This is a genomic window from Sphingomonas sp. PAMC 26617 (assembly GCF_000242835.1).
GTDB lineage: Bacteria > Pseudomonadota > Alphaproteobacteria > Sphingomonadales > Sphingomonadaceae > Sphingomonas.
Map to the genome: position 1 here is coordinate 3,570,319 of NZ_JH594425.1, position 26,936 is coordinate 3,597,254.

The following is a 26,936-nucleotide window of genomic DNA, read 5'->3' on the forward strand; positions in this document are numbered from 1 at the left end:
CACACAACCGGGGTGACGCCGCACCGCGCCAACCGATCGCTCAGTCGCCCCCCGTCACGCTGTCCCCGATCGTGTACGCCGAGCCCATCGCGCTGCCGTTCGTCCCTGCCCACCAGTACGGCGCTCGCTTGCGGGTGCCGGTGACGACCTCGTCCATCGTCAGCGGATCGTACAGCCGCCCGCCCAGCATCACGCGGTTGATCTTGTCGCTGTTGCGGATGTCGACCGTGGGGTCGGCATCGAGCACGACCAGATCGGCGAGCTTCCCGACCTCGAGCGAGCCCACGTCCTTTGCGTACCCAAGCGACGTCGCCGACATGATCGTCCCCGCGCGCAGCGCCTCGATCGGCGACCAGCCGCCACGGACGAAGCTCCACATCTCCCAATGCGGGCCGAGCCCGGCCTGCTGGCCATGCGCGCCGATCGACACCTGGATCCCGCGATCCGCGAGCTTCTTCGCCTCGCGCGCGCTGTCGCCGTCGACGTAATCCTCCTCGGGCGCCATCGTCCGCCGCGCATTCTGCGCCTCGAGCAACGCGGGCGGCGCATGCCGCGACAGCAGCGGATGCTTCCACACGTCCATATGCTGCCGCCAGTATGGATCGCCCGCCGGACCGCCATAGGTCACGACCAGCGTCGGCGTGTAGTTGGTCTTGGTCTGGCTCCACAGGCTGACGAGGTCGTCGTAGAAATGCTCGACCGGGATATTGTGCTCGACCGTGGCATTGCCGTCCTGGATCAGCGACACGTCCATCGCGTAGAGCGAGCCGCCCTCGGGGACGACTTCCATCTGCTCCGCCTGAGCCGCCGCGACGACCATCTGGCGCTGTTCGCGACGCGGTTGGTTGTAGTTCTTGACGCTGTGCGCGCCTTCCGCCTTCAGCCGCTTCACGTCGGCCAGCGCATCCTCGTAACTGTTGATCTCGGCATAGACCTCGGGGGATTTGGCGCCGTAGATGATCTCGCCGGTCGAGAAGATGCGGGGGGCGATGATCTTGCCGGTGCGCTGCATCTCGGACGCGACGAAGATCTCCGCCGCGCGCGCCGACGGATCGTGGATCGTCGTCGCGCCCATCGCGAGATTGACGATCGACGACCAGTTCTGTTGCGGGATCAGGTCATCCTCCGCCTGGATACCGTGCGCATGCGCATCGACCAGCCCGGGGATGATCGTCTTGCCAGCGACGTCGACGACCTTCGCGCCCGCCGGAACCGGCACCGATGCGCGCGACCCGACCGCGACGATGCGGTCGCCGCGGATGACGATCACGCCATCGTCGATGATGCCGCCGTCCTTGCTCGCCATCGATACGATCCGCGCCCCGACGAGCGCAACGGTGCCGGTCGGCTTGTCGGCCGCGACATCCATCGACAACGAGACGCCGGTCCTGGGCGCGGGATATTTCGGCGCATCCTCGTCCGCGGGCGCAACCCGGAATAGATCGGCGGTCCGCGCGGTGTAGAGCGTCGGCCCCATGCTCCAGTGGAGTTGCGTCCCGTCGTTCGACCAGTTGAGGAAGTCGGCGCCTTCCGAACTCACCTGCGTCGCCGGAAGCGGGCCGCCCTTCTTGTCGACCTCCACGCCCTGCGTGCCCGGGAGCAGCGGCATGACGAAGCCCTGGTAATTCTGACGGAACGCGACATATTCGCCGCTCGGCGAGACGATATAGTCGTTGACCAGCTCGCCGGTCGCATGGACGTGCTTCGCCTCGCCGGTCAGGTCGGTGCTGACCAGCTGGCGTTTTTCCTTGTCCTTCATCAGCATGAAAAGGCGGTCGTTCGATGCGCCGAACTGCGGCTCGCTGCCGTCCTTCGACACGCGCGTGATCGCCCCGCCGGTCGTCGCGACGCGGTACACGCCGCTATCCCCGCCGCCGCGCGGGGCGGTCAGATAGCCGCCGCCGCCACGCTCGAATGCGATCGTCTTCCCGTCGGGCGAGAAGGTCGGCCGCGCATAATGCCCCGCCGCGCTCGTCACCACCCGCGCCGCGCCGCCGCCCGCGGCGACAGTGCGGATCGTGCCCAGCGCCGCGTCGGTCCAGTCGACGAAGACGATCGTCTTCCCGTCGCGCGACCAGCTCGGCCACAATTCCATGCTCGCCTCGTCGCCCCTGACGAGCCGCCGCGCGGCGCCGCCCGCGACCGGCTTGGTCCACAACTTGCCGAGCGTCTCGAACACTACCGTGCGGCCGTCGGGCGATACCGTCGCCCAGCGTGGCATCTTGGTGGCAAAACGGTCGGGCGCGACCGCGATCTGCGGGTGGACCGCATCGATCACCACGCGGGTATCGTCGATCCGGAACGGGATTTGCTGCGCGGTGCCGCCGTCCGCGCCGACGCGGTTGAGCTTACCGCCGGCCCAGAACACCACAGCCTTGTTATCGGGGGTCCACGCCATGTTGGGATAGACCCCAGTGACCGCCCAGGTTTCCTGCACGTCTCGGTCGAGCGCGTCGTAGAGGCGACGCTCGTCGCCGGTCGCGAGCGTCTTGACCCACAACGTCGTCTTGCCGTGATCGCGGCGGACGAAGGCGATCCGCTTGCCATCGGGCGACGGCGTCGGCCTCACCGATCCGCCGACGCCCGAAACGGCCGTGGTCACTTCCCCGGTGTCGATGTCGTAGCGCTCTATATTGAACAGGTCGGTCCGCGAATTCTGCGCATATTCGAAGATCGGGCCGGGCGAGACGTTGCGGGTGTAATAGATCCCCTTGCCGTCGGGCGCATAGATCGGCTCGCCGAGTTCCTTCTGGAGCGTCTCGCTCGCGCGCTTGACGAGCTGGACCCCCGCCCCGCCCGAGACGTGGTACAGCCACACCTCGCCCGTGCCCAGCGAACGCCCGGTCGTGAAATGCTTCTTGGCGACGATGAAGCGCCCGTCGGGCGACCAGGTCGGCTGGTTGAGGAGGCGGAAATCCTCCTTGGTCAACTGGCGCTTGTCGCTGCCGTCGACGTTCATGATCCAGATATTGTCGCCGCCGCCGCGATCCGAGGTGAAGGCGATGCGCTTGCCATCGGGCGAAAAGCGCGGCTGGTGTTCGTAGGAGAGACCGGAGGCGATCCGCGTCGGCGTGCCGCCCGCGATCGGCATGGTGTAGATATCCCCGAGCAGGTCGAACGCGATCAGCCTACCGTCGCGCGAGACGTCGACGTTCATCCAGGTGCCGTTGTCGACCTTGATCGGGACTTCGCGCGTGCGCAGCCCGGTCGGCGCCTCGACGTTCCACTTCGGTGGCTTTTTCGCGGCGACGGCGGCGCGGACGGGCGCGGGGTTGGTCTGTTGCGTCGGCGGCGTGGTGATGGTCGCCGGACGCGTGGGTTCGGTTATCTCATTCTCCGGCGCTTGCGTCTGTTCGGGCGCGGCTTTCGCGGCGGGGGCTGGCTTCGCCTGCGCGAAAAGCTCGCCTGCCAGTAACGCTGCGGCCAGAACCGCCGTGACCCGATATTTCATCCCGCCCCCACTTATTTTAGCCCGGCGCACCGCGCCAAAGCGGCACGCTGCCATGAAGCGCCCGGGCGAAGCAACCCCGCGACCGCGCCAAGCCGGCGCGGCATTATCGCACGCGCGCGCGGACCCGAACCAACTGCCAACCGTTTGCCAGTCCATCATCGCCCCCCATCATCGCCCCGTCGGAGCCTGCCCGCGCCATGAAGATCACGCTCAAACCGATTGCCGACCAGGTCATCGTCATCACCGGTGCCAGTTCGGGGATCGGTCTCGTCACCGCCAAGAGCGCCGCCGAACAGGGCGCGAAGGTAGTGTTGGTCGCCCGCAACGAAGCCTCGCTGCGCAAGGCGGTCGAGGAGATCACCGCCAAGGGCGGCGACGCGATCTTCGCGGTTGCCGATGTCGGCGACGTCAAGGCGGTCCGCGCGGCGGCCGCCGCGGCGAAGACGCGCTACGGGCGGATCGACACCTGGGTCAACAATGCCGGCACCGCCATCTATAGCAAGCTGATCGACACGCCGCTCGACGAGCATGAAAAGCTGTTTCGCACCAATTACTTCGGCACGGTCCATGGCGCCCTGACGGCGGTGCCCTATCTGCGCGACGGCGGCGGTGCGATCATCACGGTCGGGTCGATCGCGTCGGACATCCCCTCGCCGATCCTCAGCGCCTATGCCGCGTCGAAGCATGCGGTGAAGGGGTTCGTCGATGCGCTGCGGATGGAACTGACCGCCGATGCGCTGCCGATCGCGGTGACGCTGGTCAAGCCGTCCGGGATCGACACGCCGATCGCGCAACATGCCGCCAACCATGTCGACGGCGAGGCGCTGATCCCGCCCCCGGTCTATGACCCCGCGCTCGTCGCGATCGCGATCCTCGACGCCGCGCAACACGTCCGGCGCGACATCACGGTCGGCGGCGGGGGACGCCTGCAGGTGCTGCTGGGGACGCACTTCCCGGGCATGCTCGACCGGTTCGGCGGGTTGATGACCCCGATGCTGTCGGACAAGACCCGGCCCAAGACACGCTCGACCACGTTGTTCGAGCCGGTCCAGCTGGGCCAGGAGCGGTCCGGGGTTCAGTCGGGTCGCCAGACCAGCCTCTATACCGCCGCTGAACGCCACCCCGCCGCCATGGGTGCGGTCGCACTGGCGGGGGTGGCGGGTCTCGCCGCAATCCTGCTGGCGCGCCGTCGCGCCTGATTTGCCCTGGTCCCCGGAAGGATAGCCGTTGCTGAAGGTCCTCGTCGCCGAGAGCGAAACGGTCGAAGAACGCGAAGCCCGTCGCGCGCATGCGGGCAAGAGCGCGGGGGAAAGCTATGCCGCGACACTGCGGCAGCTTCGCCCCGACGCGGAGATCACGATCGTCGCCCCCGCCGACGACGATGCGCCGCACTATTCGGTCGAGGCGTTGCGCGCATTCGACGCGGTGTTCGTCACCGGGTCGCCGCTGCACGTCTATGACGACACGCCCGAAGTTGCGCGGCAGATCGCGTTCATGCGACGGGTGTTCGCCTCGACCACGCCGTCGTTCGGATCGTGCGCCGGCCTGCAGCTCGCGGTCGCGACCGCCGGGGGCAAGGTCCGCAGGATGCCCGAGCGGATGGAGGCGGGGATCGCGCGCAGGATCACCCCGACCGAAGCGGGCCGCGCCCATCCATTGCTCGCCGGGCGCGCGCCGAGCTGGGATGCGCCCGCCATCCACGGCGACGAGGTCGAGCAGCTACCCGACGATGCGACGTTGCTCGCGAGCAACGCCGTGACGACGGTTCAGGCAGCGGAGATCCGCCATGACGGCGGCGTGTTTTGGGGTGTGCAATATCACCCCGAACTGACACCGGGCGAGATCGCCGTGGCGTTGCGGCGACAGGTGCCGGACCTGATCGAAGCGGGGCTCGCCAGCAGCGAGGCCGCGGTGCTGCAACGCGCCGACGAGCTGGACGCGTTGCAGGCCGAACCGGAGCGCCGGTCGCTCTACTGGACGCTCGGGATCGACCGCGAGTTCGCGATCGAGGCGCATCGCCGGACCGAGTTGTCGAACTTTCTGGAGTGGCTGGGATAGGCGACAACGTTCTTGCTAGTCACCCGGATCAGTGGACGGTCGATATCGGACGGTGGCGGTCGCGGGCGCGTTCGGGCCGAGGTGCCAGCCGATAGGGCTTGATGCTTGGCGTCTCGGGCAGATCGGACAGCCTACCCGCCCCTAGCTAGGCAACGGCAATCCACGCCGACGGCAAGTCCCGCCCGTTACAGCAAAAACCCCAAGCTCGCCGCAACCGCCAGAACCACCCCGACGGCCGCCACGATGCTTGCCCCGCCCGCGATCCATTTGGAGCGTGCGACCATCGCGATCGACAGCAACACGATCGCCAATTGCAACGCCGTTTCGCCGAGCTCGAACCCTTCGCCGCGCCGCGCCGCGATCTCGCCCGCTTCGCGCTGGCGCGCACCGGCGGTTTCGAGCTGGCCGATCGCATGCCCCGCCGCATCCGGCGTGCGCAGGCGAGTCGCCTCGTGCGCCCAGGCCGCGCGGTCGGCGGCGGCGGCGGTGGGTTGCGCGGCGGCGGTCTTGAGGACGGTTTCGCGGACGATCTTGGCCTGCATATAGGCGAAGCTGTCCGACGCGGCGATGCCCTGGAGCAGGCTGTCGCGTTGCGCCCCCGCCGCGCCCATGTGGACGATCGCGAGCGCGACCGCGAAGCCGCCGACCATCAGCGAGATCCGGTCGCGAAACCGGCGCTCGCGATCGCGTTCGACGCGTTCGGCGGCGCTCGCATTCTCCTCGGCGCGTTCGATCGCTTCGTCGATCAGGTCCTTGGCGTCAGCGGGTTCCATCGATGCGTCCGGTCGGCAGGAGGATTACAGGTTGGCCTGCTCGTCCTCGGGCAGGTCATCGTCGGGTCCGTAGTAGAGTTCGGCGCATTCCGCACGAAGGCATCCGCCTTCGAACACGATATCGTCACGATAGGCGTTGCGAACGAAATCGAGCGTGTCTGTATGCCGCGCCTCGAAATACATCGGATGGACGTCCGCGGCTTCAGCGCCGTAGACGACGCGCCCGACCTTCGACCAGATCGACGCCATCGTGCACATGCCGCACGGTTGGAGCGTGGAATAAAGCGTCGCGCCGCGCAGTTCGAGCTCGCCGGTCGCCTCGCACGCGCGGCGGATCGCCATCATCTCGGCATGCGCGGTCGCATCGGGGAGTTCATGCGTCTGGTTGCGTTCCCCGGCGATGATCTTGCCGTCGAGCACGATCACCGAGCCGAGCGGCGAGGTCGACGGATCGGAACCCTTGGATCGTGCGATCTCGATCGCGTGCCGCATCCACTTTTCGTCATCCTGCGTCATCTTAGGGCCTCGCCATCATCGGGGTTGCTCGGTGTGAAGCGGCTTGGCGCGCGTTCCGTTCCCTCACCCGGCCGGACGCGCGAGATACCCCTCGGCCAGGCTGCGCACGTCGACCCGCGCCTTGAGCCGCGCCGCGAGCAGCGCGGTGCCGCTGATCTTGCGCTGCACGAAGAGGGTATCGACCGGCGGGATGTGCCAGGTCGCGCGGTCGCGCGCCATGTCGATCCCCTGGTCGCGCAGCACGCCGACGAACGCGCGGTCGCCGAAGTCGAACGGCCCCGCCTTCCCCAGTTCGCCGATGATGACGCCGATCATCCGGTCGACCAATGGCCGATGCGCCGCCACCGCCGCCGGGCCGAGGAACCCGGCGGCGACCGCAGCGTCGCGCACCGCATCGCCGTCGCCCGCAAGTCCAGCGACGAGCAGCGCGCGATACCCGTCCGCGGTCGCCGCCGGAACCGCCCGTGCCGCGCCGAAGTCGAGCAGGATCAGCCGCTCGGTTTCGGGCTGCCAGCGGTAGTTGCCGAAATTGGGATCGGTCTGCATCAGCCCCCAGTCGAGCAATTCGCGCAAAACGAGGTCGATCAATTGCCCCATCACCCGGTCGCGCATCGCCTGCGGCGCGGTCTCGAGCGATTCGATCGGGACGCCCGCGACGTAATCCATCGCGAGCACGTGCGACGTGGTCAGGTCTTCGTGGAGCCCCGGGACGACGAACTGCGGCGACCCCCCGAGCAATTCCCCATAGCGCGCGAGCATGCCGCCCTCGCGCAGATAGTCGGCTTCCTCGTGGAGTTGGCGCTTCGCCTCTGCAAGCAGCGGCGCGATGTCGAGCGTCTTGGGGAGCACGCCCGACACCCGGAGCAGCGTCGCGACATTGTCGACGTCCGAATCGATGCTTCCCTGCACACCGGGATATTGCACCTTGATCGCAAGCTCACGCCCGTCGGGCATCCGCGCGCGGTGGACCTGGCCGATCGATGCCGCCGCGATCGGATGGGCCTGGAAGTGCGCGAAGCGACGCCGCCAGTCCTTGCCCCATTCCTTGGTGAGCACCGCATCGAGCTGTTGTGGCGGCATGTGGTTGGCATTATCGCGCAACCGCCCGAGGATCGTCGCGAGTTCGGGCGGGAGCATGTCGCCCGCGTCCATCGAGATCATCTGCCCGAGCTTCATCGCCGCGCCGCGCAGGTGGGACAACTGGTCCGCGACACGCAAAGCGTTGGCAGGGGTAAGGAGCAGGTCGCCCATCTTGGGGACCTCGCCGCTGGCGAGGCGACGCGCGCCTTCCGCCACCACATTCCCGGCAACCCCGCCCGCCATCCGCCCGAAAATGCCGAGGCGGGCCAGTCGTCCGCTCGGGACGGCGCGGCCCTTGGTGCGATCGTCGCTCACTTGGGGTCCTTCATGTCAGCGGTCGAGCCGGCGCGCGGCGCGTTGGAGTCGGGGGCGGATCCGCAGGAAGACCCGGTAGGTCCGTTCTAGCAGCGCCAGCACGAGCGGCGAGCGCGCGGCCAGTCCGATCGGCCGGAGCAGCGGGATCGCGCGCCACATCGCGGCGAAGGCCGCCGCGCCCGACAGCATGACGCCATTCTCCCGCGCATGGAACCGCGCGAGCAGCGCGTCCCGGTCGATCGGGCAGCTCGCGGGTTCCGCCCCCGCCACGTCGACGAAGCGGATCGCGCCTGCGCGGTCGAGCCGCTGCATCAGCGCAATCTCGCGCCGACACAGCGGGCACCCTCCATCGAACCAGATCGTCAGGTCTTGCATCGATCGCATATGGGGGCGGTGCGTCGGGATCGTTAGGGCTGGTGCGATCAGTCCGGCGCGACCGTCAGAATGACCTTGCCGCGCGGATGCTCGTGCTGCGCGAACGCCTGCGCGTCGCGGATCGCGTCGAGCGGAAATGCCTTGGCGATCGTCACCTTGACGGTCCCCGCTGCCATGAGGTCGATCACCTGCCGCAACGCCGCCGCGTCGGGCGAGGCGTGCCAGCGCGGCACCGTGCGGACGCCCATCGCCTCGGCCTTGGCCGCGTTCGGGTCGAGCGTCGAGACGAGGATGCCGCCCTTGCGCAGGACGCCGAACGAACGATCCTGGGTCTCGCCGCCCTGCGTGTCGTACACCATGTCGAGATCGTGGGCGACATCCTCGAACCGCTCGGCCTTATAGTCGACGACCTGATCGGCGCCGAGCGACCGTACGAAATCGAGGTCCTTGGCCGAGGCAGTCGCGATGACGCGCGCGCCTTTCCACTTGGCGAGCTGAACGGCGATGTGCCCGACGCCGCCCGCGCCGCCGTGGATCAGCACCGACTGGCCCGCCTCGAGCCCGCCATGATCGAACAGCCCCTGCCACGCGGTCATCGCGGCGAGCGGCACCGCGCCGGCGTCCTCGAACGAGACGCCCTCGGGGACTGCGACCGCTTCCCCTGGCTTGAGGATCACGAGCGTGCTTTGCCCGCCCCGATCGGTATCGATGAACGCGCAGACGCGATCGCCGATCTTGGCGTCCGCGCCCGCGCCGACCGCGACGACCGTCCCGGACAGGTCGCGGCCGAGGACGATCGGCAGCTTGTCCTTGCCAAGCGGCGGGTATTTACCCTCGGCGATCTTCCAGTCGACCGGGTTGACGCTCGCGACCGCAGTACGAACGAGCAGCGTCCCCGCGCCGGGTGCCGGGACCGCAACGTCGGCAAGGTCGATCACCTCGGGACCACCGAAACGTTCGATCCGGACGGCGCGGGCGTGGGAAAGGTCTGTCTCGGTCATGGGAACCTCGGTGCTGGGGTGGATCGCAATCTCAACGACCCACCCGGCCGATGGTTCTCGCGCTATTGGCGCCTTGCCGTCCCTCGCCGTCAGTTCAGCCCGCCGCCGAGCACGCGGTACACCGTCACCAGATTGGTTGCGCGCGCGAGCCGGGTCGTCACCAGGTCCTGCCGTGCGCTGTAGGACGTGCGCTGCGCATCGAGCGTGGTCAGGAACGAATCCACCCCCGCCCGGTAGCGCGCATCCGACAGCCGCGCGCCGACCTGCGCCGCTTCTGCGCGCCGGGTCCGCGCACCGAGCTGTGCGTCGATCGTGCCGCGCGTCGCGAGCGCGTCAGCGACTTCGCGGAAGGCGGTCTGCAACGTCTTCTCATAGGTCGCGACCGCGCCGAGTTCCTGCGCGCGCGCAAGCTCGAGGTTGCCCTTGCGCCGCCCGAAGTCGAAGATCGGCAGCGTCGCGCCGGGGGCGATCGACCAGCTTTGCGTGTTGTTGCCGAACAGGCCGGTCAGCGCGCTGCTGACGGTGCCGAAGCTGGTCGTGAGCGAGATCGTCGGGAACATCGCCGCGCGCGCCGCGCCGATATTGGCGTTTTGCGCGATCAACTGATGCTCCGCCTGCAACACGTCGGGGCGGCGCAGCAGCACGGAGGACTCCACGTTCCCCGGAATGACGCTCAACGTCCGGTCGACCGTGCCAAGCGTGCCCGGCAGCAGGCTGGCGGGCGTGGTCGTGCCGACGAGCAGGTCGAGCGCGTTGCGATCTTGCGCGATCAACGCGCGGCGCGTGGCGATGTCGTTCGCGGCGGCTTCGTAATTGGTCTCGGCCTGGCGTACGACCAGTTCGGACTGGGTGCCGATCCGGAACTGCGCGCGGGTGAGCTGGAGCGACTGGTCGAAGCTCTTGAGCGTCTCCTCCGAGACCGCGAGCAACTCCTGGTCCGACGCCAGCGTCAGATAGGCGGAGGCGATTTCGGAGATCAGGCTGATCCGGGTCGAGCGCTGCGCTTCCTCGGTCGCGAAATATTGCTGGAGCGCGGCCTGGCTGAGGTTGCGCAACCGCCCCCACAGATCGAGCTCGAACGACGAAATGCCGACGTTCGCGGAATAGAATTCCAGGTTCGAGCTGCTTGTCGTCGTAGTGCCGGTGCCAGTCCCGGTACCGGTACCGGTGCCGGTGCCGGTCCCGGTTCCCGTTCCGACCCCGCCGACCCCGCCCGCACCGGACGTCGAAGCGCCCAGGGCGTTGGCGTAATAGGCCGAGCCGTTGGCGTTGACCGTCGGCAACTGGTCTGCGCGCTGGACCTTATATTGTGCGCGCGCCTGCAAGACGTTCGCCGCCGCCAGCCGCAGATCACGGTTGTTCTCCAAACCAAGCGCGATCACGTCACGCAATTTCGGATCGGTGAAGAACGTCTTCCAGCCGATCTTGCTGACGTCCGGCGCATCGGTCGGTGCGGCGGGATACGGCCCGCCCTGCGGCAGGGTGGCGGGAATCGCACCGTGCGGCCGGGCATAGTCGGGCGCGAGGTTGCAGCCTGCCAGCGCGACGCTGGCGAGCAGCGCGGCGGCGGTGCGGATCGTGATCGTCATGCTCATGCTCCCTGCGGCCCAGTGTTAGGGGCAGTGTTCGGGGCGGTGTTCGGCGCGGGCGGGCCATTGGCCGTGTCCCCGTCTCCGCGCCGCTCCGGGTCGTCCGACGGCTTCTTCTTGCGACCTGCGAACAGCGCGCGGACCACGACGAAGAACATCGGGATGAAGAAGATCCCGAGCACGGTCGCGCTCAGCATCCCGCCGACGACGGCGCGACCGATCGCATTCTGTCCGCCAGCGCCCGCGCCGGTCGAGATCGCCAGCGGCATCACGCCGAAGATGAACGCGAGGCTGGTCATCAGGATCGGTCGCAACCGGATTCGTGCCGCGGCGATGGCGGCGTCGAACGCGTTCATCCCTTCCCGCATCCGTTCCTCGGCGAATTCGACGATCAGGATCGCGTTCTTCGCCGATACGCCGATCGTCGTGATCAACCCGACCTGCAGGTAGATGTCGTTGTTGAGCCCCGTCAGCATCGCCGCGAGCAACGCGCCGACCACGCCCAGCGGCACCACCAGCAGTACCGAGATCGGCACCGACCAGCTTTCGTACAACGCCGCAAGGCAGAGGAAGACGATCAGCAGCGACAAGCCGTACAGCGCGGGTGCCTGACCGCCCGAAAGCTTCTCCTCATAGGACAGTCCGGTCCATTCGAGTGACGTGCCCGGTGGGAGCTTGGCCTGGAGTTCCGCCATTGCGGCGAGCGCGGCACCGCTGCTGACGCCGGGCGCGGACCCGCCCTGCAATTCCATGGCGGGCTGGCCGTTGTAGCGGGTCAGCTGCACCGGCGCCTGCGTCCAGCGCAGCGTCGTGAAGGCACTGTACGGGACCATCGCGCCGTTCGTCCCCCGGACGTAATATTTGTCGAGGTCCTCGGGCTTGAGGCGGAACGGCGCATCGGCCTGGACGAAGACGCGCTTGACGCGGCCGCGGTCGATGAAATCGTTCACATACTGGCTGCCCCAGGCGGTCGAGATGGTGCTGTTGACCTCGCCCAGATCGAGCCCGAGCGCGCGGGCCTTGTCCTGATCGACGTCGATCTTGAGCTGTGGCGCATCCTCCAGCGCCATCGGGCGGACCTGCGCGAGCCGCTTGTCCTTCATCGCCATGCCAAGCAGCATGTTGCGCATCTGGACGAGCTTCTCGTGCCCCATGCCCGATGTGTCGACGAGCTGAAGATCGAAGCCGGTGGCGTTGCCGAGTTCCTGCACCGCAGGCGGGACGATCGCGAAGATCATCGCGTCGTGGAATTGCGAGAACGTCCCCATCGCACGCCCGGCGATCGCCTGCGCCTTGTTGGCGGCACCCGACCGGTTGTCCCAGCTCTTCAACGGAACGAACGCAAGGCCCGCATTCTGCCCCGCACCCGCAAAGCTGAAGCCGCTGATCGTGAAGACGCCTTCGACGTTCGCCTTCTCGGTGTTCATGAAATAGTCGCGGACCTGCGCAAGCCCCTCGTCGGTGCGTGCGGTGGTGGCGCCGGACGGGCCCTGCACCAGCGCGATCACCGAGCCCTGATCCTCGTCGGGCAGGAAGCCCGTCGGCAGGCGGACGAACAGCAGTGCCATCACGCCGGCGATCAGCGCGAAGACGATCATCGACCGGCCCCAGCGGTGCGCGGTCGCGCGGACACCCTTCTCGTACCGCGCGGTGCCGCGATCGAACGTCTTGTTGAACCAGCGGAAGAAGCGCGCGAGCGGGCCCTTCCCCTCGGCCTTATCGGGATCGTGCGGCTTGAGGATCGTCGCGCAGAGCGCTGGCGTGAGGATCAATGCGACCAGCACCGACAGCACCATCGCCGAGACGATCGTGATCGAGAACTGGCGATAGATCACGCCGGTCGACCCGCCGAAGAACGCCATCGGCAAGAACACCGCGGAGAGCACGAGCGCGATGCCGACCAGCGCGCTGCTGATCTCGTCCATCGACTTGCGCGCGGCTTCCTTGGGCGAGAGATGTTCGGTCGTGATCAGGCGTTCGACGTTCTCGACGACGACGATCGCGTCATCGACGAGCAGACCGATCGCCAGCACCATGCCGAACAGCGTCAGCGTGTTGATCGAATAGCCCGCCAGCGCCAGGATGCCGAACGTGCCGAGCAGCACGACCGGCACTGCGATCGTCGGGATCAGCGTCGCGCGCCAGTTCTGCAGGAACAGGTACATGACGAGGAAGACGAGTACGACCGCTTCGATCAGCGTGTGGACGACCTGTTCGATCGACAGCCGCACGAACGGGGTCGAATCGTACGGGTAGATGACCTTCACGTCGGCCGGGAAGGTCTTCTGCATCTCGGCGATGCGCGCCTTGACCGCGTCCACGGTGCCAAGCGCATTGGCCCCCGGGGCAAGCTTGATCCCGATGCCGGCGGCGGGCTTGCCGTTGTAAAGCGTGCTGAAGCCATAGTCGGCGGCCCCAAGCTCGACCCGCGCGACGTCGCGCAGGCGGACGACCGCGCCGGTTACGTCGGTCTTGAGCCGGATGTTGCCGAACTGCTCGGGCGTGTTGAGGCGGGACTGGATCGAGACGGTCGCATTGAGCATCTGGCTCGCGGGCGCGGGCTGCGCGCCGAGCTGTCCGGCGGAAACCTGGGCGTTCTGCGACTGGAGCGCGGCGGTGACGTCCGAGATCGTCAGCTGATAGCCATTGAGCTTGAGCGGATCGATCCACACGCGCATCGCATATTGCGCGCCGAACAACTGGGTATCGCCGACGCCGTTCACCCGGCTGAGCGGATCCTGGACCTTGGAGGCGAGCAGATCGGCAAGATCGGACGCGCTATGCTGGCCATTGGCCGAATAGACGCCGAGGATCAGCAGGAAGTTGGCGGTCGCCTTGGCGACCTGAATGCCCTGCTGCTGGACTTCCTGCGGGAGCAGGGGAGTCGCCGCCTGGAGCTTGTTCTGGACCTGGACCTGCGCGATGTCGGGGTCGGTCCCCTGCTCGAAGGTCAGCGTGATCGTGACCGTGCCCGCCGAGCTCGACGACGACGAGAAATACCGGAGGTTGTCGATCCCCTTCATCTGCTGCTCGATGATCTGGGTCGTGGTGTTTTCGAGCGTCTGCGCGTCAGCCCCCGGATAGGTGGCGGTAATGCTGACCGAGGGCGGCGCGATCGAGGGAAATTGCGCGATCGGCAGGCTGCGGATCGCGATCAGCCCTGCGACCATCAGGATGATCGCGACGACCCACGCGAAAATGGGTCGATCGATGAAGAAACGTGACATGCGCTTTACTGCCCCTTGGCGGCGGCAGCCGCAGCATCGGGTTTCGCGGCCTTGGCCTGCCAGCGGACGGGCTTGACCGGCGTCCCCGGCTGGAGGTTCTGCGCGCCTTCGACGATGATCCGGTCACCCGCCTTCAGTCCGGCGGTGACGAGCCAATTGTCGCCGATCGTGCGCGGTGCCGTCAGCGTACGCGGCTGGACCTTGTCGCCGGGGCCGACGATCATCACGACCGGATTGCCCTTTTCGTCGCGGCTCACCGCGCGCTGCGGGACGAGCAGTGCATTGGCCTGCGTGCCCTCGATGAACTGCGCGGTGACGTACATGCCCGGCAGCAGCAACCGGTTGGGATTGGCGAACTGCGCACGGATCGTCTGGCTGCCCGTCGCGGGATCGACCGTCACGTCGGCGAACTTGACGACGCCGTCGATCGGATAGGTCGTTCCGTCCTCGAGCTTGAGCCGCACGCGCGCCGCGCCAGCGCCGCGCGAGAGCTGGCCGGCGAGCAGCTGCTGGCGCAGCTTGAGCAGCGCCGCGCTCGACTGGGTGATGTCGATATAGATCGGGTCGAGCCGCTGGATCGTGCTCAGCGCGGTTGTCTGCGAAGCCGTCGCCAGACCGCCGGTCGTCACCGCCGAGCGGCCGATCCGCCCCGAGATCGGCGCGCGCACGGTGGTACGCCCGAGATCGATCGTCGCGGTGCGAAGCGCGGCTTCCTGTGCCGAGACGTCGGCGCGCGCCTGTTGCGCGGTGGTGATCGCGTTCTCGTAATCCTGCTTGGCGATCGCGTTGATCTTGACGAGCTCGCCATAGCGCCGCGCGAGCGCGTCGTTCGAGGCGATCGCCGCCTTGGCGCGTGACAGCGCGGCGCGCGCGCTGGCGACCTGCGCCTGGTAGGGTTGCGAGTCGATCCGGTAGAGCGGTTGTCCGGCGCGGACCTCGTCCCCCTCGGTGAACAGCCGCGCAGTAATCAAGCCATTGACCTGCGGGCGAACCTCGGAGGTTTCAAAGGCGGCGGTGCGCGCGGCGAGCTCGGTGCTGAGCGTCACCGACTGGGGCGTCAGCGTGACATAGCCGACCTGCGGCGCGGACGGTGCCGGGGGCTGCTGCTGGGCATTCCCGCCGCAGCCAGCAAGGAGGGTGGCCGTCAGGACCGCGAAGGATGAGGATTTGCGCACGATGCTTCCAATGCCTAGAGTGTGAGCAATCGATCACTCACGTTTGCCGCGCCGCGCTTACCTCTGCTGTTGATCGAGAGCAAGTGCTATAAGGGACCCGGACCATTCAGCCGCTTCGAATAAACGGATGCAAACCATTGAAATCAAGGTTGGAAAAAGCCGAGGAGCGGCGCGGGAAAATTCTTGCTGCAGCGCGGCAATTGTTTACGCGGCATGGCTTCCACGGCACCGGAGTCGCGCAGATCGCAAGCGAGTCGGGCGTCAAGGTCGGCCAGTTGTATCGCGATTTCGCTTGCAAGGAGGACATCATCGCCGCGTTGGTCGAACCCGACGTCGGGGTGTTTCTCGACGAGCAGGCGCTTGCCCTGGCAGTCGAGGCGCAGGATTTTCACCTTGTGCGGACATGGATCCGGCGCTTCATCGAGGACGATTCGACACTCGACGATGATTTCGCGCTGATGGCGGAGACCATCGCCGAAGCCACCCGCAACTTGCGCGTGGCAGCGATCGTTCACCGGGTCGACGCCCGCGTGCGCGGCAGTATCCTGACCGCGCTGGCGGTCCTGGCGCCGGGCGAGACAAAGGCCCCGCAGCGGCTTCACCTCGCCGATTTCATCATGGCGATCGGGCATGGGGTGTGGTTCCGGCGGATCTCGGATCCCAATGTCGATCATGTCGGCCTGTCGGGATATGTCGGGGGCCTGATCGATTCCGAACTGCAGCGGATCATCGTCTCGCCGGCCTGATCGCCTCGGTATATTACCGTATAGACAATTGCTTCGGGCAGCCGGGAACGCGCGTGCGGTTCAGGGCGTTATGCGGCATGAGGCCCGAAATACGGGCTCAGGACCGGGAGTCCTTCCAGAATTTCAGCGGTCGCCACGCTTTCTCGAGGCGATCCTCTACCATCAGCAGCCGGGACCAGCGGTCCCGGGCACATACGGAGCGTAGCAATGACAGACGGCGGATCCCCAGCGATTTCCCGGCGCGGTATTCTGGCGGGCGGTGCCGCCGCAGTCGCGGTGACTCAGGTTCCCGCGGTCGAGGCGCAGACCCCCGTACGGCAGGCGATGCCGGCCAAGGCGAAGATCGCGATGACGGTCAACGGCAAGCGTCGCGAGCTTGAGGTCGACACCCGCACGACCCTGCTCGACGCGTTGCGTGAGCACATGCACTTGATCGGCACCAAGAAGGGCTGCGACCACGGCCAGTGCGGCGCGTGCACGGTGATCGTCGACGGCAAGCGGATCAACTCTTGCCTCAGCCTCGCGGTGATGCATTCGGGCGACAAGATCACGACGATCGAGGGCCTCGGCACGCCGGACAAGCTCCACCCGATGCAGGCGGCTTTCATCAAGCATGACGGCTATCAGTGCGGCTATTGCACCCCCGGCCAGATCTGCTCGGCGGTGGCGGTAATTGAGGAAATCCGTGCAGGCGTGCCCAGCCACGTGACCGGCGACCTCAACGCCAAGGCCCCCATTTCCAACGCCGAGATGCGCGAGCGGATGAGCGGCAACATCTGCCGTTGCGGTGCCTATTCGAACATCCTCGAAGCCATGACCGAAGTTGCGGAGACGCGCGCATGAAGCCCTTCACCTACGAACGCGCCACCTCCCCCGCCGCTGCGGCGGCAGCGGTCGCGCGGACGCCCGGCGCCAAGTTCATCGCGGGCGGGACCAACCTGCTCGACCTGATGAAGCTCGAGATCGAAGTGCCGACGCATCTGATCGACGTCCAGGAGCTCAAGCTCGACAAGATCGAGCCGACGCAGGACGGTGGTCTTCGGGTCGGCGCGTTCGTGTCGAACACCGCGCTTGCCTCCGACGCGCGGGTTCGCCGCGATTATGGCGTGCTCAGCCGCGCGATCGTCGCGGGGGCCTCGGGCCAGTTGCGCAACAAGGCAACGACTGCCGGCAACCTGCTCCAGCGGACGCGCTGCCCGTATTTCTACGACACCAACCAGGCATGCAACAAGCGCAAGCCCGGCTCGGGCTGTGCCGCGCTCGGTGGCTACAGCCGCCAGCTCGGCATCATCGGAACGAGCGATGCGTGCATCGCGACCTATCCCGGCGACATGGCGGTCGCGATGCGGCTGCTCGACGCGAAGATCGAGACGATCAACGCGACCGGTCAGGCACGGACCATTCCGATCGCGGACTTCCATCAGTTGCCCGGCACCACCCCGCATATCGAGAACGCCTTGCAGCGTGGCGAACTGATCACCGCGGTGACGCTGCCCAAGCCGCTCGGCGGGACGCACACGTACCGCAAGGTGCGTGACCGTGCATCGTACGCCTATGCGCTCGTATCGGTCGCGGCGATCGTCCAGCCGGACGGCAGCGGTCGCGTCGCGATCGGCGGGATCGCACCGCGTCCGTGGCGGGTCGATGCCGCCGATGGGCAGTTGCGTAACGGCTCCAAGGCAGTGGTCGCCCCGCTGCTGGCGGGCGCACGGCCGACCGAAGACAATGCATTCAAGGTTCCGCTGGTCGAGCGTACGCTCGCCGCGGTGCTGGCGGAGACACGCGCATGAAGTTCACGACCCCCGCAGGCCAGAACCCGATTGACCAGGGCAAGGTCGTCGGCAAGCCGCACGACCGGATCGACGGCAAGTTCAAGACCACCGGCACCGCGCCTTATGCCTATGAACGGCATGACGTCGTCGCCAACCCGGCCTATGGCTACATCGTCCACGCGGCGATCGCCAAGGGACGGATCAGCGGGATGCATCTGGCGGAGGCGAAGGCCGCCCCCGGTGTCATCACGATCGTCACCGCGGCCGAGGCGGGCAAGCTGACCAAGGGCGACTTCAACACCGCGATGCTGCTCGGCGGCCCCGAGATCCAGCATTACCACCAGGCGATCGCGATCGTCGTCGCCGAGACGTTCGAGCAGGCACGCGCTGCCGCAAACCTCGTTCGCGTCGATTACGAGCGTGGCAAGGGTCGGTTCGACCTCGACGAGGCGCTCAAGATCGCCCCGCTCAAGGGCAATGACAGCGGCGAAGGCAGCAAGGCGCCGCCGGTCGACCGGGTCGGCGATTTTGAAGGCGCGTTCGCCAAAGCGGCGGTCAAGCTCGACGCGCGCTACACCACGCCGGACCATAGCCATGCGATGATGGAGCCGCACGCCTCGCTTGCCCGCTGGGACGGCGACAAACTGACGGTGTGGACGTCGAACCAGATGATCGCCTGGGGCAAGGGCGATGTCGCCAAGACGCTCGGCATTCCCAAGGAGAACGTTCGTCTGATCTCGCCCTATGTCGGCGGTGGTTTCGGCGGCAAGCTGTTCGTCCGTACCGATGCGATCATGGCGGCACTCGGCGCACGCGCGGCTGGGCGTCCGGTCAAGGTCGCCCTCGCCCGGCCGATGATGTTCAACAACACCACGCACCGTCCGGCGACGACGCAGCGGATCCGCATCGGCACCGATCGCAGTGGCAAGATCACCGCGATCGCGCATGAGAGTGGTTCGGGCGATCTCCCCGGTGGCGGCCCCGAGACTGCGGTCTCGCAGACCAAGCTGCTGTATGCGGGCGCGAACCGCATGACATCGATGCGTCTGGCGGTGCTCGATTTGCCCGAGGGCAATGCGATGCGCGCACCGGGCGAGGCGCCGGGGCTGATGGCGCTCGAGATCGCGATGGACGAAATGGCCGAAAAGCTTGGCATGGACCCGATCGCGTTCCGAATCGCCAACGACACGCAGGTCGATCCCGAGAAGCCCGAGCGGCGCTTCTCGCAGCGACAGCTGATCAAGGCGCTGCAGGTCGGCGCGGAGTCGTTCGGCTGGAACAAGCGCAACGCCAAGCCCGCGCAGGTCCGCGACGGGAAGTGGCTGGTCGGCATGGGTGTGGCTGCGGGCTTCCGCAACAACATGAACATGAAGTCGGGTGCGAAGGTCTCGCTCGATCGCAAGGGTGTCGTCACGGTCTATACCGACATGACCGACATCGGCACGGGATCCTACACGATCATCGCGCAGACCGCGGCGGAGATGATGGGAGTCGACATGGACCGCGTCGTCGTTCGTCTCGGCGATTCGGACTCGCCGGTGTCTTCGGGTTCGGGCGGCCAGTGGGGCGCGAACAGCTCGACCGCGGGCGTCTATGCCGCCTGCGTCAAGCTGCGCGAGGCGGTTGCGCAGAAGCTCGGGTTCAACTCGGGCGACGTCGAATTCGCCGACGGCAAGGTGCGCTCGGGCAACCGTAGCGTTTCGCTCGCCGAGGCCGCGGGTGACGCCGGGCTGACTGCCGAGGACACGATCGACTATGGCGATCTGGCCAAGCAGTATCAGCAGTCGACCTTCGCCGGGCATTTCGTCGAAGTGGGCGTCGACATGTATACGGGCGAAGTCCGCATCCGGCGGATGCTCGCGGTCTGTGCGGCGGGTCGCATCCTCAACCCCAAGTCGGCGCGCAGCCAGGTGATCGGCGCGATGACGATGGGCGTCGGCTCGGCGCTGATGGAGGAACTCGCGGTCGACAAGCGGTTCGGCTTCTTCGTCAACCACGACCTCGCGCAATATGAAGTGCCGGTCCATGCCGACATTCCGCATCAGGACGTGATCTTCCTCGACGAGACCGACCCGACCACCTCGCCGATGAAGGCAAAGGGTGTGGGCGAGCTCGGGCTGTGCGGGGTCGGCGCGGCGATTGCGAATGCGGCGTATAATGCGACCGGTATTCGTGTTCGCGACTATCCGGTGACGCTCGACAAGATGCTCGACAAGATGCCGCCGGTGGCCTGAAACCATCGATGGATAGTCGATATGATGTCGTGATCGTCGGCGGCGGTGCCTCGGGCATCGCCGCTGCACGTACGTTGGCGGGGTCGGGATTGCGGACGATCCTGCTCGAGGCGGGATCGCGACTTGGCGGGCGTGCGCATACCAAAGTCCGGGACGACCTTGCGCTAGACCTCGGATGCGGCTGGCTGCATTCGGGCGACCGCAATGCCTGGACCGGGATCGCCGAAGCCGCGGGCGTCGAGATCGACCGGCGCACCCCGGCGTGGGGACAGCAATATCGCAATCTCGGCTTTTCGCCGCAGGACCAGCGGGCGGCGCGGGACGCGTTCGAACACTGGCTGGAACGGATGGAGCAAGCCCCGCCGTCGAGCGACCGGGCGTCCGATGCCTTGCTCCCGGAGTGCGAATGGAACGGCCATATCGCGGCGATGACGGGCTTCATCAGCGGCGTGACACCGGAGCGGATCTCGGTCGCGGACTATCTGGCGTATGAGAATGCCGCCACCGACTGCAACTGGCGGCTTCCCCGTGGCTACGGCACGCTGATCACGGCGAACATGCCGCAAGACGTCGCCCACCGCCTTGCGACTCCCGTCGATCGGATCGCACTCGCCGCGGACGGGGTGCGGCTGACGACCCCTGCGGGGGATGTCAGAGCGCGCACCGTGATCCTGACCGTATCGACCACCGTGCTGGCCGGGGACACGATCGACCTGCCCTCCACGCTCGATCTGTGGCGCGCGGCGGCGGCGCAATTGCCGCTCGGGCGCAACGAGAAGCTGTTCCTCGCGATCGACGGCCCCTCGCCGTTCGAACCCGAGACGCAGGTGCTCGGCAAGCCGGGCGATCCGGCAAGCGCGTCCTGCTATCTGCTGCCGTTCGGGTGGCCGGTGATCGAATGCTTCCTGGGCGGCGACGGCGCGCGGCAGGCGGAGGCCGAGGGGGCCGATGCGGCGTTTGCGCGGGCGATCGACGATCTGGTCGCCTTGTTTGGGGCGGACGTGCGGCGGTCGCTTCGACCGGTCACCGCCTCGGCGTGGAGCGCTGATCCGCGGATTGGCGGGGCGTATAGTTGTGCGCTTCCGGGGCATGCGGAGGCGCGGACGACGTTGGCGCGGTCGTTCGATGACCGGATCTTCTTTGCCGGCGAGGCGACCAATCCGGTCGACTTCAGCACCGCGCATGGAGCGCACGACAGCGGCGTGCGCGCGGCGCGAGAGGTTTTGGGGGCGATGGGGCGGTAGCTACTTGCTTCCCCGGCGAAGGCCGGGGCCCAGTCGCGAGCCGTATGGTGGCGAGCACCGCGCCCGATGCCCTCGGCCATCTCTACTCGGCCCCGGCCTACGCCGGGGAAGCGCTCCTTTTTGTGGAGCCTCGCGCCTTCCTTACCGGTCGAACGGGTTCTTCGGCGCCCGCAACGTCAACCGTACCGGCACCGCCCCGAACCCGAGATCCCGCCGGATCCCGTTGATCAGATACCGCTGATAGCTCGTCGGCAACTGGTCGACTCGCGTGCCGAACAGCACGAAGCCCGGCGGGCGAGTCTTGGCCTGCGTCAGATAGCGCAGCTTGATCCGCTTGCCCCCCGGCGCGGGCGGCGGGTTGGCTTCGACCGCGCGTTCGAACCAGCGATTGAGCTCGCCCGTGCCGACACGGCGCGACCAAGCATCGCGCGTATCGAACGCGACCTTGAGCATCGTATCGAGCCCCTTGCCGGTCGCGGCCGAGACGGTCAGCACCGGCATGCCCTTGATCTGGCTGAGGCCATCCTCGAGCGCGGTGCGGATGCCGTTGAACAGGCTGGAGGCATTCTCCGCCACGTCCCATTTGTTGATCGCGACGATCAGCGCGCGGCCTTCCTGCAGCGCGGCGTCGGCGATGCGGAGATCCTGCGATTCGAGCCCGCGCGTCGCATCGAGCAACAACACGACGACTTCGGCGAAATCGATCGCGTGGAGCGCATCGGCGACCGACAGCTTCTCGAGCTTGTCCTGCACGTTGGCGCGCTTGCGCATGCCCGCGGTGTCGATCAGCCGGACCTTGCGTGCATCCTCGCCGGGCTCGCGATCGGGATCGTGCCAGATCCAGTCAACCGCAATCGAATCGCGCGTGATGCCCGCTTCGGGGCCGGTAATGAGACGGTCTTCGCCAAGAATGCGGTTGATCAGCGTCGATTTGCCCGCATTCGGACGGCCGATGATCGCAAGCTTGAGCGGCGCGTCGGGGGCATATTCCTCATCGACGTCCGCGTTGGGAATGTCGTCGCCCGCGGCGTCCTTCTCGGGTTCGATGAAGGGGAGCAGCGCGTCGAACAGTTCGACGAGCCCTTCGCCGTGCTCCGCCGACAGTTCGACCGGATCGCCGAAACCGAGCGCCAGCGACTCGAGGATGCCGTCGGCACCCGCCTTGCCCTCGGCCTTGTTGGCGACGAGGATGACCGGCGTGGTCGAGCCGCGCAGCCAGCGCGCGATTTCCTCGTCGAGCGGGACGATGCCCGCGCGCGAATCGAACAGGAACAGCGCGACATCGGCCTGCGCGACCGCGGCCTCGGTCTGCGCGCGCATCCGGCCGGGCAAGGACGCGGCGTCCTTGTCCTCGTAACCGGCGGTGTCGATGACGCGGAAATCGAGCCCGACGAGCGTCGCCGCCCCCTCGCGCCGATCGCGGGTCACGCCGGGGCGATCGTCGACGAGCGCGAGTTTCTTTCCGACGAGACGATTGAAGAGCGTCGACTTGCCGACGTTCGGCCGGCCGATAATAGCGACCACAGGGAGACTGGACATGCGCCTCCCTTAGGGCAAGCGCACGTCTTCGTCACCCCGCCGTGTCGCGGTTACTTATACGCCGCGAGACGACCCTTCTGATCAAGCACATACAGCGTCGAATTGGCGACCACCGGCGGCAGCGTGAACGGTGCCTTCGATTCGATCACCGTGCCGAGCTTGCCCGTCTCGACCGAGGCGGAAGCGATCTCGCCGAGCGAGTTGGTCAGCACGAGCCGACCGCCCGCAAGCACCGGGCCGTACCAGGTGATCGGGTTGGCCTTCTTCTTGTCCTTGATCGTGCCGTCCTTCTGGACCTTTTCGCTGCCGAAGTGGCGCAACTGGCTGATCCACCGCACCTTGCCGGTCGCGCGCGCGAGGCAGACGAGCCGTGCGTCGTCGGTGACGATAAAGACCCATTCGCCCGCGACCCAGGGGGTCGAGATGCCCGCGAAATTCTGCTCCCACAGCCGCTGCCCCGAGACGATCTCGAGCGCGACCATGCGGCCGCCCTGCCCGACCGCGAAGACGATCCCGCGGTCGATCACCGGGTCCGCATCGATATCGGCAAGCGACGACACCGAGGTCGAGATCGAGGACCGCGACAGCGCGTCCTGCCACAAGGTGCGGCCATTTTCGTAGCGATAGGCGTTGAGTTCGCCCGAGGAGAAGCCCGCGACGACCGTACCCTGGCTGACGGCGGGTGCCGCGACGCCGAACACGCCCTGCGTCTCGATCGAGCCCGAGGCGGTCCACACGACGGTGCCATCGGCCTGCGACAGCACGTAGAGCTGGTTGTCCTGGCTCAGCACATAGACCTGGCCGTTGGCGACCGACGGCGCACCGCGTAAAGGCGCACCCGGCTTGGCGCGCCACAATTCCTTGCCGCTCGTCGCGTCGAGCGCAACGACGTCGCCGAGGCCGTCGGTCGCGAAGACCTTGCCCTCGTCGAAGCTCACGCCGCCGCCGAAGCGCGCGCTGCGCGCCTTCTTGTCGGTCGTCGCGATGCTGGCTTCCCACGCGGACGCCCCGGTGCTCGCCGAATAAGCGTGGACGGTGGCGTTGACGTCGATCGCGAACAGCTTGCCGCCGCCGATCACCGGCGCCGCGCCGAGCCGCTGACGATTGCTGCCGCCGTCGATCGTCACGCTCCACGCGCGGGTGAGCGCATTGCCGAGCGCGAGCTGGCCCATCGACTTGGACGGGCTGCCGCCGGGCTGCGCCCAGCTGTCATTGGTCGTCGCAGGCGGCACGAGCACCTGGACTTCGCCGATCGTCTTGTCGGCGACCACGTCATTCTCGCCCTGCAGAATCGCGATGCGATTGCCGAGCACCGGGGTCTTCTTCTTGCCCTTGAACGTCGCGCAGCCGCTGAGCGCGATCGCTGAGACCGCCACCAGCAGAACTCGGTTGGTCATCTTCATTTCGATTTCTGGTCCTTCGGCTGGTTCACGGCATCTACCCCCAATACGCCCGCCATCTGAACCGCGCGTTGCCGCAGGGTCTCGGGCACGTCGGGTTCGCGGGCGATCTGGCCGTACAGGGTGCCGGCGAGATCACGACGGCCCATCCGCAGATAGGACGCAGCGACCATCTCGCCCGCGCTGCCGAACCACGGATTGCCCTTCACCGCGAGCCCGCGCAGCCGCGCGACGACGACGTCGGGCTTGATCGTATCGAGCTCGGCGCTGGTCTGGCGGACGAGCGCGAGATCGCGGAACGGCTGGCCGATCGACGCGTCGCCCGCAATCGCGGCGAACTTGGCGGCAGCGCCGCGCAGGTCGTTCTTCTGCAGCAACAGGTCCGCCTGGCTCATCATGGCAAGCGCGCGGACGCCCTTTACGTCGGAGCCCGCGAGACTGCCGAGTTCGCCGTCGGCCGCCGGACGGCGCGCGCCAATATCCTCATACGCCTTGCTCAGCGCCTCGCCCTCGTCGCCCGCGACCGATTGCTGGTGCGCGCGGTAGATCTGCCATCCGCCGAAGCCGAGGACGATCAGCACTACGATCGCGATCGCGGCGATCCCATAGCGGCGCCAGGCGGTCGCCATCTGTTCGCGACGGAGTTCCTCGTCGACTTCCCGGAGGAATGCGGCATCGGTGTTGGGTGGCACGGCCACTGGGGAACTCCATCGGATCGGGGCGGGAAGCTGCGGACCTTAGCCGCGCGCCCGCCAGAGGGAAAGCGGGCAAACGTTACGCTATGGTACGGTTCGGAAACGGAAGCGGCATCAGTCCTTGGGAGCGTAGATCTGTTCCGCGCCCGGGAAGGTGCGCGCGCGGACCTCGGCGGCGTAGGTCGCCGCTGCGGCGGAAATACGGCCACCGAGGTCGTCATATTTCTTCACGAAGCGCGCGGTGCGCTCGAACAGGCCGAGCATGTCCTCCGCGACGAGCACCTGCCCGTCACACTCCGCCGAGGCACCGATCCCGATCGTCGGGCAAGCGACCTTCTGCGTGAGTGCGATCGCGATCGGCTCGACCACGCCTTCGATCACCAGCGCGAACGCGCCGGCTTCGGCGATCGCGACGCCATCCGCGACGATCTTCTCGGCTTCGGCGGCGGTGCGCCCGCGCGCGCCATAGCCGCCGAGCGTGTTGACCGCCTGCGGGGTGAGACCGACGTGGCCCATGACCGGGATGCCGCGTTCGCTGAGGAACCGGACGGTCGGCGCCATCGCGACCCCGCCCTCGAGCTTCACCCCCGCCGCGCCGGTCTGTTTGAGCAGGAAGGCGGCGCTTTCGAACGCCTTTTCGGGCGAGGCTTCATAACTACCGAACGGCATGTCGATGATGACGACCGCATGATAGCTGCCGCGCACCACCGCCGCGCCATGCGCCGCCATCATGTCGAGTGTGACGGGGACGGTCGACGGCAGGCCGTAGATTACCTGCCCGAGACTGTCGCCGACCAGCAGCATGTCGCAATGCGGATCGAACAGCTGCGCGTTGCGCACGGTGTAAGCGGTGAGCATCACCAGCGGGTCGCCCCCCTTGCCCCTTCCGATCGTCCCTTTCCGCGCACGGATCGCGGGGACGGTGAGGCGCTTCATCGGCGCTGGCGTGGGGTTGGCGCGACTGGTCGCGGTGTCGATCGTGAAGGTCGTGGACATGGCGCGGGGATAGCGGCTTGCGCGGCCCCGCGCCAGTCGGGGGCGTCAGTCGACCGTGACGCCCTTCCAGAAGGCGAAGCGATCCTTGATCTCGGCGGCCTTGGGCTTGGGGTCGGGGTAATACCATGCCGCGTCGACGTTGCGCTTGCCGTCGACGACGAGCGTCTTGTAGCTCGCGTCGCCCTTCCACGGGCAATGCGAGTGCGTCGCGCTCGGTTCGAACAGGTCGGCGACGATGCTGTCGGCGGGGAAATAATGGTTGCCCTCCACGATCACGGTATCGTCCGACTGGGCGATCACGGTTCCGTTCCAGCGTGCGGTCGGCATGGGCTTGGTCCTTCAGGTCAGGGCTTGAGGGCCTCAACATAGGTATCAAGCTTGAAGCCTGCCAGCAGGACGTCGTCCTTGACGAGGATCGGGCGTTTGATGGCGGAGGGGTTGGCGAGCATGATGGCGAGCGCCTTGTCGGCGTCGAGGTCGGTCTTGTCAGCGTCAGGGAGCTTGCGGAAGGTGGTCCCGGCGCGGTTGAGGACGGTTTCCCAGCCGAGCTGGTCGATCCATTGGAGCAGGAGCGCGGGGTCTACGCCGGCGGTCTTGTAGTTGTGGAAGGTGTAGGGGACGCCGTTGGTATCTAGCCAGGTGCGGGCTTTCTTGACGGTGTCGCAGGCTGGGATGCCGTAGAGGGTGGCGGGCATTGGAAATCCTGATTGCTTTGCAGGCTGCGGGACAACAGAATGCGAGGGTAAACGG

General features: G+C 67.2%; 22 protein-coding genes. 7 read left to right on the forward strand and 15 right to left on the reverse strand.

All coding sequences use genetic code 11. The features are described 5' to 3' along the window. Positions 1-40 precede the first annotated feature (40 nt). Complete coding sequence (locus RH91_RS15635; protein ID WP_010163874.1) at positions 41-3,451, reverse strand: amidohydrolase family protein; 3,411 nt, start codon at positions 3,449-3,451, stop codon at positions 41-43. 197 nt (positions 3,452-3,648) lie between these two features. Between RH91_RS15635 and RH91_RS15640 the strand changes: the two genes are divergently transcribed. Together RH91_RS15640 and RH91_RS15645 are read left to right on the forward strand one after the other, a co-directional pair. Further along, complete coding sequence (locus RH91_RS15640) at positions 3,649-4,650, forward strand: SDR family oxidoreductase (RefSeq protein ID WP_010163875.1); 1,002 nt, start codon at positions 3,649-3,651, stop codon at positions 4,648-4,650. 28 nt (positions 4,651-4,678) lie between these two features. Next, positions 4,679-5,509, forward strand: coding sequence for a type 1 glutamine amidotransferase (locus RH91_RS15645; RefSeq protein ID WP_010163876.1), 831 nt, complete (start codon positions 4,679-4,681; stop codon positions 5,507-5,509). 185 nt (positions 5,510-5,694) lie between these two features. On the opposite strand, the gene RH91_RS15650 is transcribed toward RH91_RS15645, so the two are convergent. From RH91_RS15650 to RH91_RS15685, 8 genes are all read right to left on the reverse strand, one after another. After that, positions 5,695-6,282, reverse strand: coding sequence for a DUF4337 family protein (locus tag RH91_RS15650; protein ID WP_010163877.1), 588 nt, complete (start codon positions 6,280-6,282; stop codon positions 5,695-5,697). Between the two features lie 24 nt (positions 6,283-6,306). Further along, positions 6,307-6,798 (reverse strand): nucleoside deaminase, encoded by a 492-nt coding sequence (locus RH91_RS15655; protein ID WP_010163880.1) that lies wholly within the window; start codon positions 6,796-6,798, stop codon positions 6,307-6,309. Between the two features lie 63 nt (positions 6,799-6,861). Further along, a complete protein-coding gene (locus RH91_RS15660) occupies positions 6,862-8,193 on the reverse strand; it encodes an ABC1 kinase family protein (RefSeq protein WP_010163882.1) in 1,332 nt (443 codons plus the stop codon). Between the two features lie 15 nt (positions 8,194-8,208). Further along, positions 8,209-8,568, reverse strand: coding sequence for a thiol-disulfide oxidoreductase DCC family protein (locus RH91_RS15665; RefSeq protein WP_037479532.1), 360 nt, complete (start codon positions 8,566-8,568; stop codon positions 8,209-8,211). Between the two features lie 47 nt (positions 8,569-8,615). Continuing rightward, the gene (locus RH91_RS15670) at positions 8,616-9,569 is read right to left on the reverse strand and encodes an NADP-dependent oxidoreductase (protein ID WP_010163884.1); all 954 of its coding nucleotides are present in this window, start codon (positions 9,567-9,569) and stop codon (positions 8,616-8,618) included. Between the two features lie 89 nt (positions 9,570-9,658). Next, a complete protein-coding gene (locus tag RH91_RS15675; protein ID WP_010163885.1) occupies positions 9,659-11,164 on the reverse strand; it encodes an efflux transporter outer membrane subunit in 1,506 nt (501 codons plus the stop codon). Further along, positions 11,161-14,385, reverse strand: a complete 3,225-nt coding sequence (locus RH91_RS15680) for an efflux RND transporter permease subunit (RefSeq protein ID WP_010163887.1) — start codon at positions 14,383-14,385, stop codon at positions 11,161-11,163. Before RH91_RS15680 ends, RH91_RS15675 begins: the two co-directional genes overlap by 4 nt. 5 nt (positions 14,386-14,390) lie before the next feature. Further along, positions 14,391-15,560: an efflux RND transporter periplasmic adaptor subunit gene (locus tag RH91_RS15685; protein ID WP_010163889.1), complete on the reverse strand. Its 1,170-nt coding sequence runs from the start codon at positions 15,558-15,560 to the stop codon at positions 14,391-14,393. A 137-nt stretch (positions 15,561-15,697) separates the two neighbouring features. On the opposite strand from RH91_RS15685, the gene RH91_RS15690 reads away from it, so the two are divergent. The 5 genes from RH91_RS15690 to RH91_RS15710 all read left to right on the forward strand — a co-directional run bounded on the left by RH91_RS15690 (position 15,698) and on the right by RH91_RS15710 (position 21,556). Then, positions 15,698-16,306, forward strand: a complete 609-nt coding sequence (locus RH91_RS15690) for a TetR/AcrR family transcriptional regulator (RefSeq protein WP_029623953.1) — start codon at positions 15,698-15,700, stop codon at positions 16,304-16,306. 207 nt (positions 16,307-16,513) lie between these two features. Beyond that, on the forward strand, positions 16,514-17,149 hold the full coding sequence (gene paoA, locus RH91_RS15695; RefSeq protein ID WP_010163891.1) for an aldehyde dehydrogenase iron-sulfur subunit PaoA: 636 nt from the start codon (positions 16,514-16,516) through the stop codon (positions 17,147-17,149). Further along, on the forward strand, positions 17,146-18,096 hold the full coding sequence (locus tag RH91_RS15700) for an FAD binding domain-containing protein (protein ID WP_010163892.1): 951 nt from the start codon (positions 17,146-17,148) through the stop codon (positions 18,094-18,096). Before paoA ends, RH91_RS15700 begins: the two co-directional genes overlap by 4 nt. Next, positions 18,093-20,312, forward strand: coding sequence for an aldehyde oxidoreductase molybdenum-binding subunit PaoC (gene paoC / locus RH91_RS15705; protein ID WP_010163893.1), 2,220 nt, complete (start codon positions 18,093-18,095; stop codon positions 20,310-20,312). Before RH91_RS15700 ends, paoC begins: the two co-directional genes overlap by 4 nt. Before the next feature lie 8 nt (positions 20,313-20,320). Further along, positions 20,321-21,556: a flavin monoamine oxidase family protein gene (locus tag RH91_RS15710; RefSeq protein WP_029623955.1), complete on the forward strand. Its 1,236-nt coding sequence runs from the start codon at positions 20,321-20,323 to the stop codon at positions 21,554-21,556. Positions 21,557-21,697: 141 nt separating this feature from the next. Here RH91_RS15710 and der read toward each other — a convergent pair whose 3' ends face one another. From der to RH91_RS15740, 6 genes are all read right to left on the reverse strand, one after another. Then, positions 21,698-23,095 carry a ribosome biogenesis GTPase Der gene (der, locus tag RH91_RS15715; RefSeq protein ID WP_026046621.1) on the reverse strand — a complete coding sequence of 466 codons (1,398 nt, stop codon included), beginning with the start codon at positions 23,093-23,095 and terminating at the stop codon, positions 21,698-21,700. 50 nt (positions 23,096-23,145) lie between these two features. Beyond that, on the reverse strand, positions 23,146-24,498 hold the full coding sequence (locus RH91_RS15720) for an outer membrane protein assembly factor BamB family protein (RefSeq protein WP_010217082.1): 1,353 nt from the start codon (positions 24,496-24,498) through the stop codon (positions 23,146-23,148). After that, positions 24,495-25,193 carry a tetratricopeptide repeat protein gene (locus RH91_RS15725; RefSeq protein WP_010163899.1) on the reverse strand — a complete coding sequence of 233 codons (699 nt, stop codon included), beginning with the start codon at positions 25,191-25,193 and terminating at the stop codon, positions 24,495-24,497. Before RH91_RS15725 ends, RH91_RS15720 begins: the two co-directional genes overlap by 4 nt. 111 nt (positions 25,194-25,304) lie before the next feature. Further along, positions 25,305-26,186 (reverse strand): 3-methyl-2-oxobutanoate hydroxymethyltransferase, encoded by an 882-nt coding sequence (panB, locus tag RH91_RS15730; protein WP_010163900.1) that lies wholly within the window; start codon positions 26,184-26,186, stop codon positions 25,305-25,307. Positions 26,187-26,231: 45 nt separating this feature from the next. Continuing rightward, on the reverse strand, positions 26,232-26,513 hold the full coding sequence (locus RH91_RS15735; RefSeq protein WP_010163901.1) for a DUF427 domain-containing protein: 282 nt from the start codon (positions 26,511-26,513) through the stop codon (positions 26,232-26,234). A gap of 17 nt (positions 26,514-26,530) precedes the next feature. Then, complete coding sequence (locus RH91_RS15740) at positions 26,531-26,881, reverse strand: ArsC family reductase (RefSeq protein WP_010163902.1); 351 nt, start codon at positions 26,879-26,881, stop codon at positions 26,531-26,533. Between the last annotated feature and the right edge of the window lie 55 nt (positions 26,882-26,936).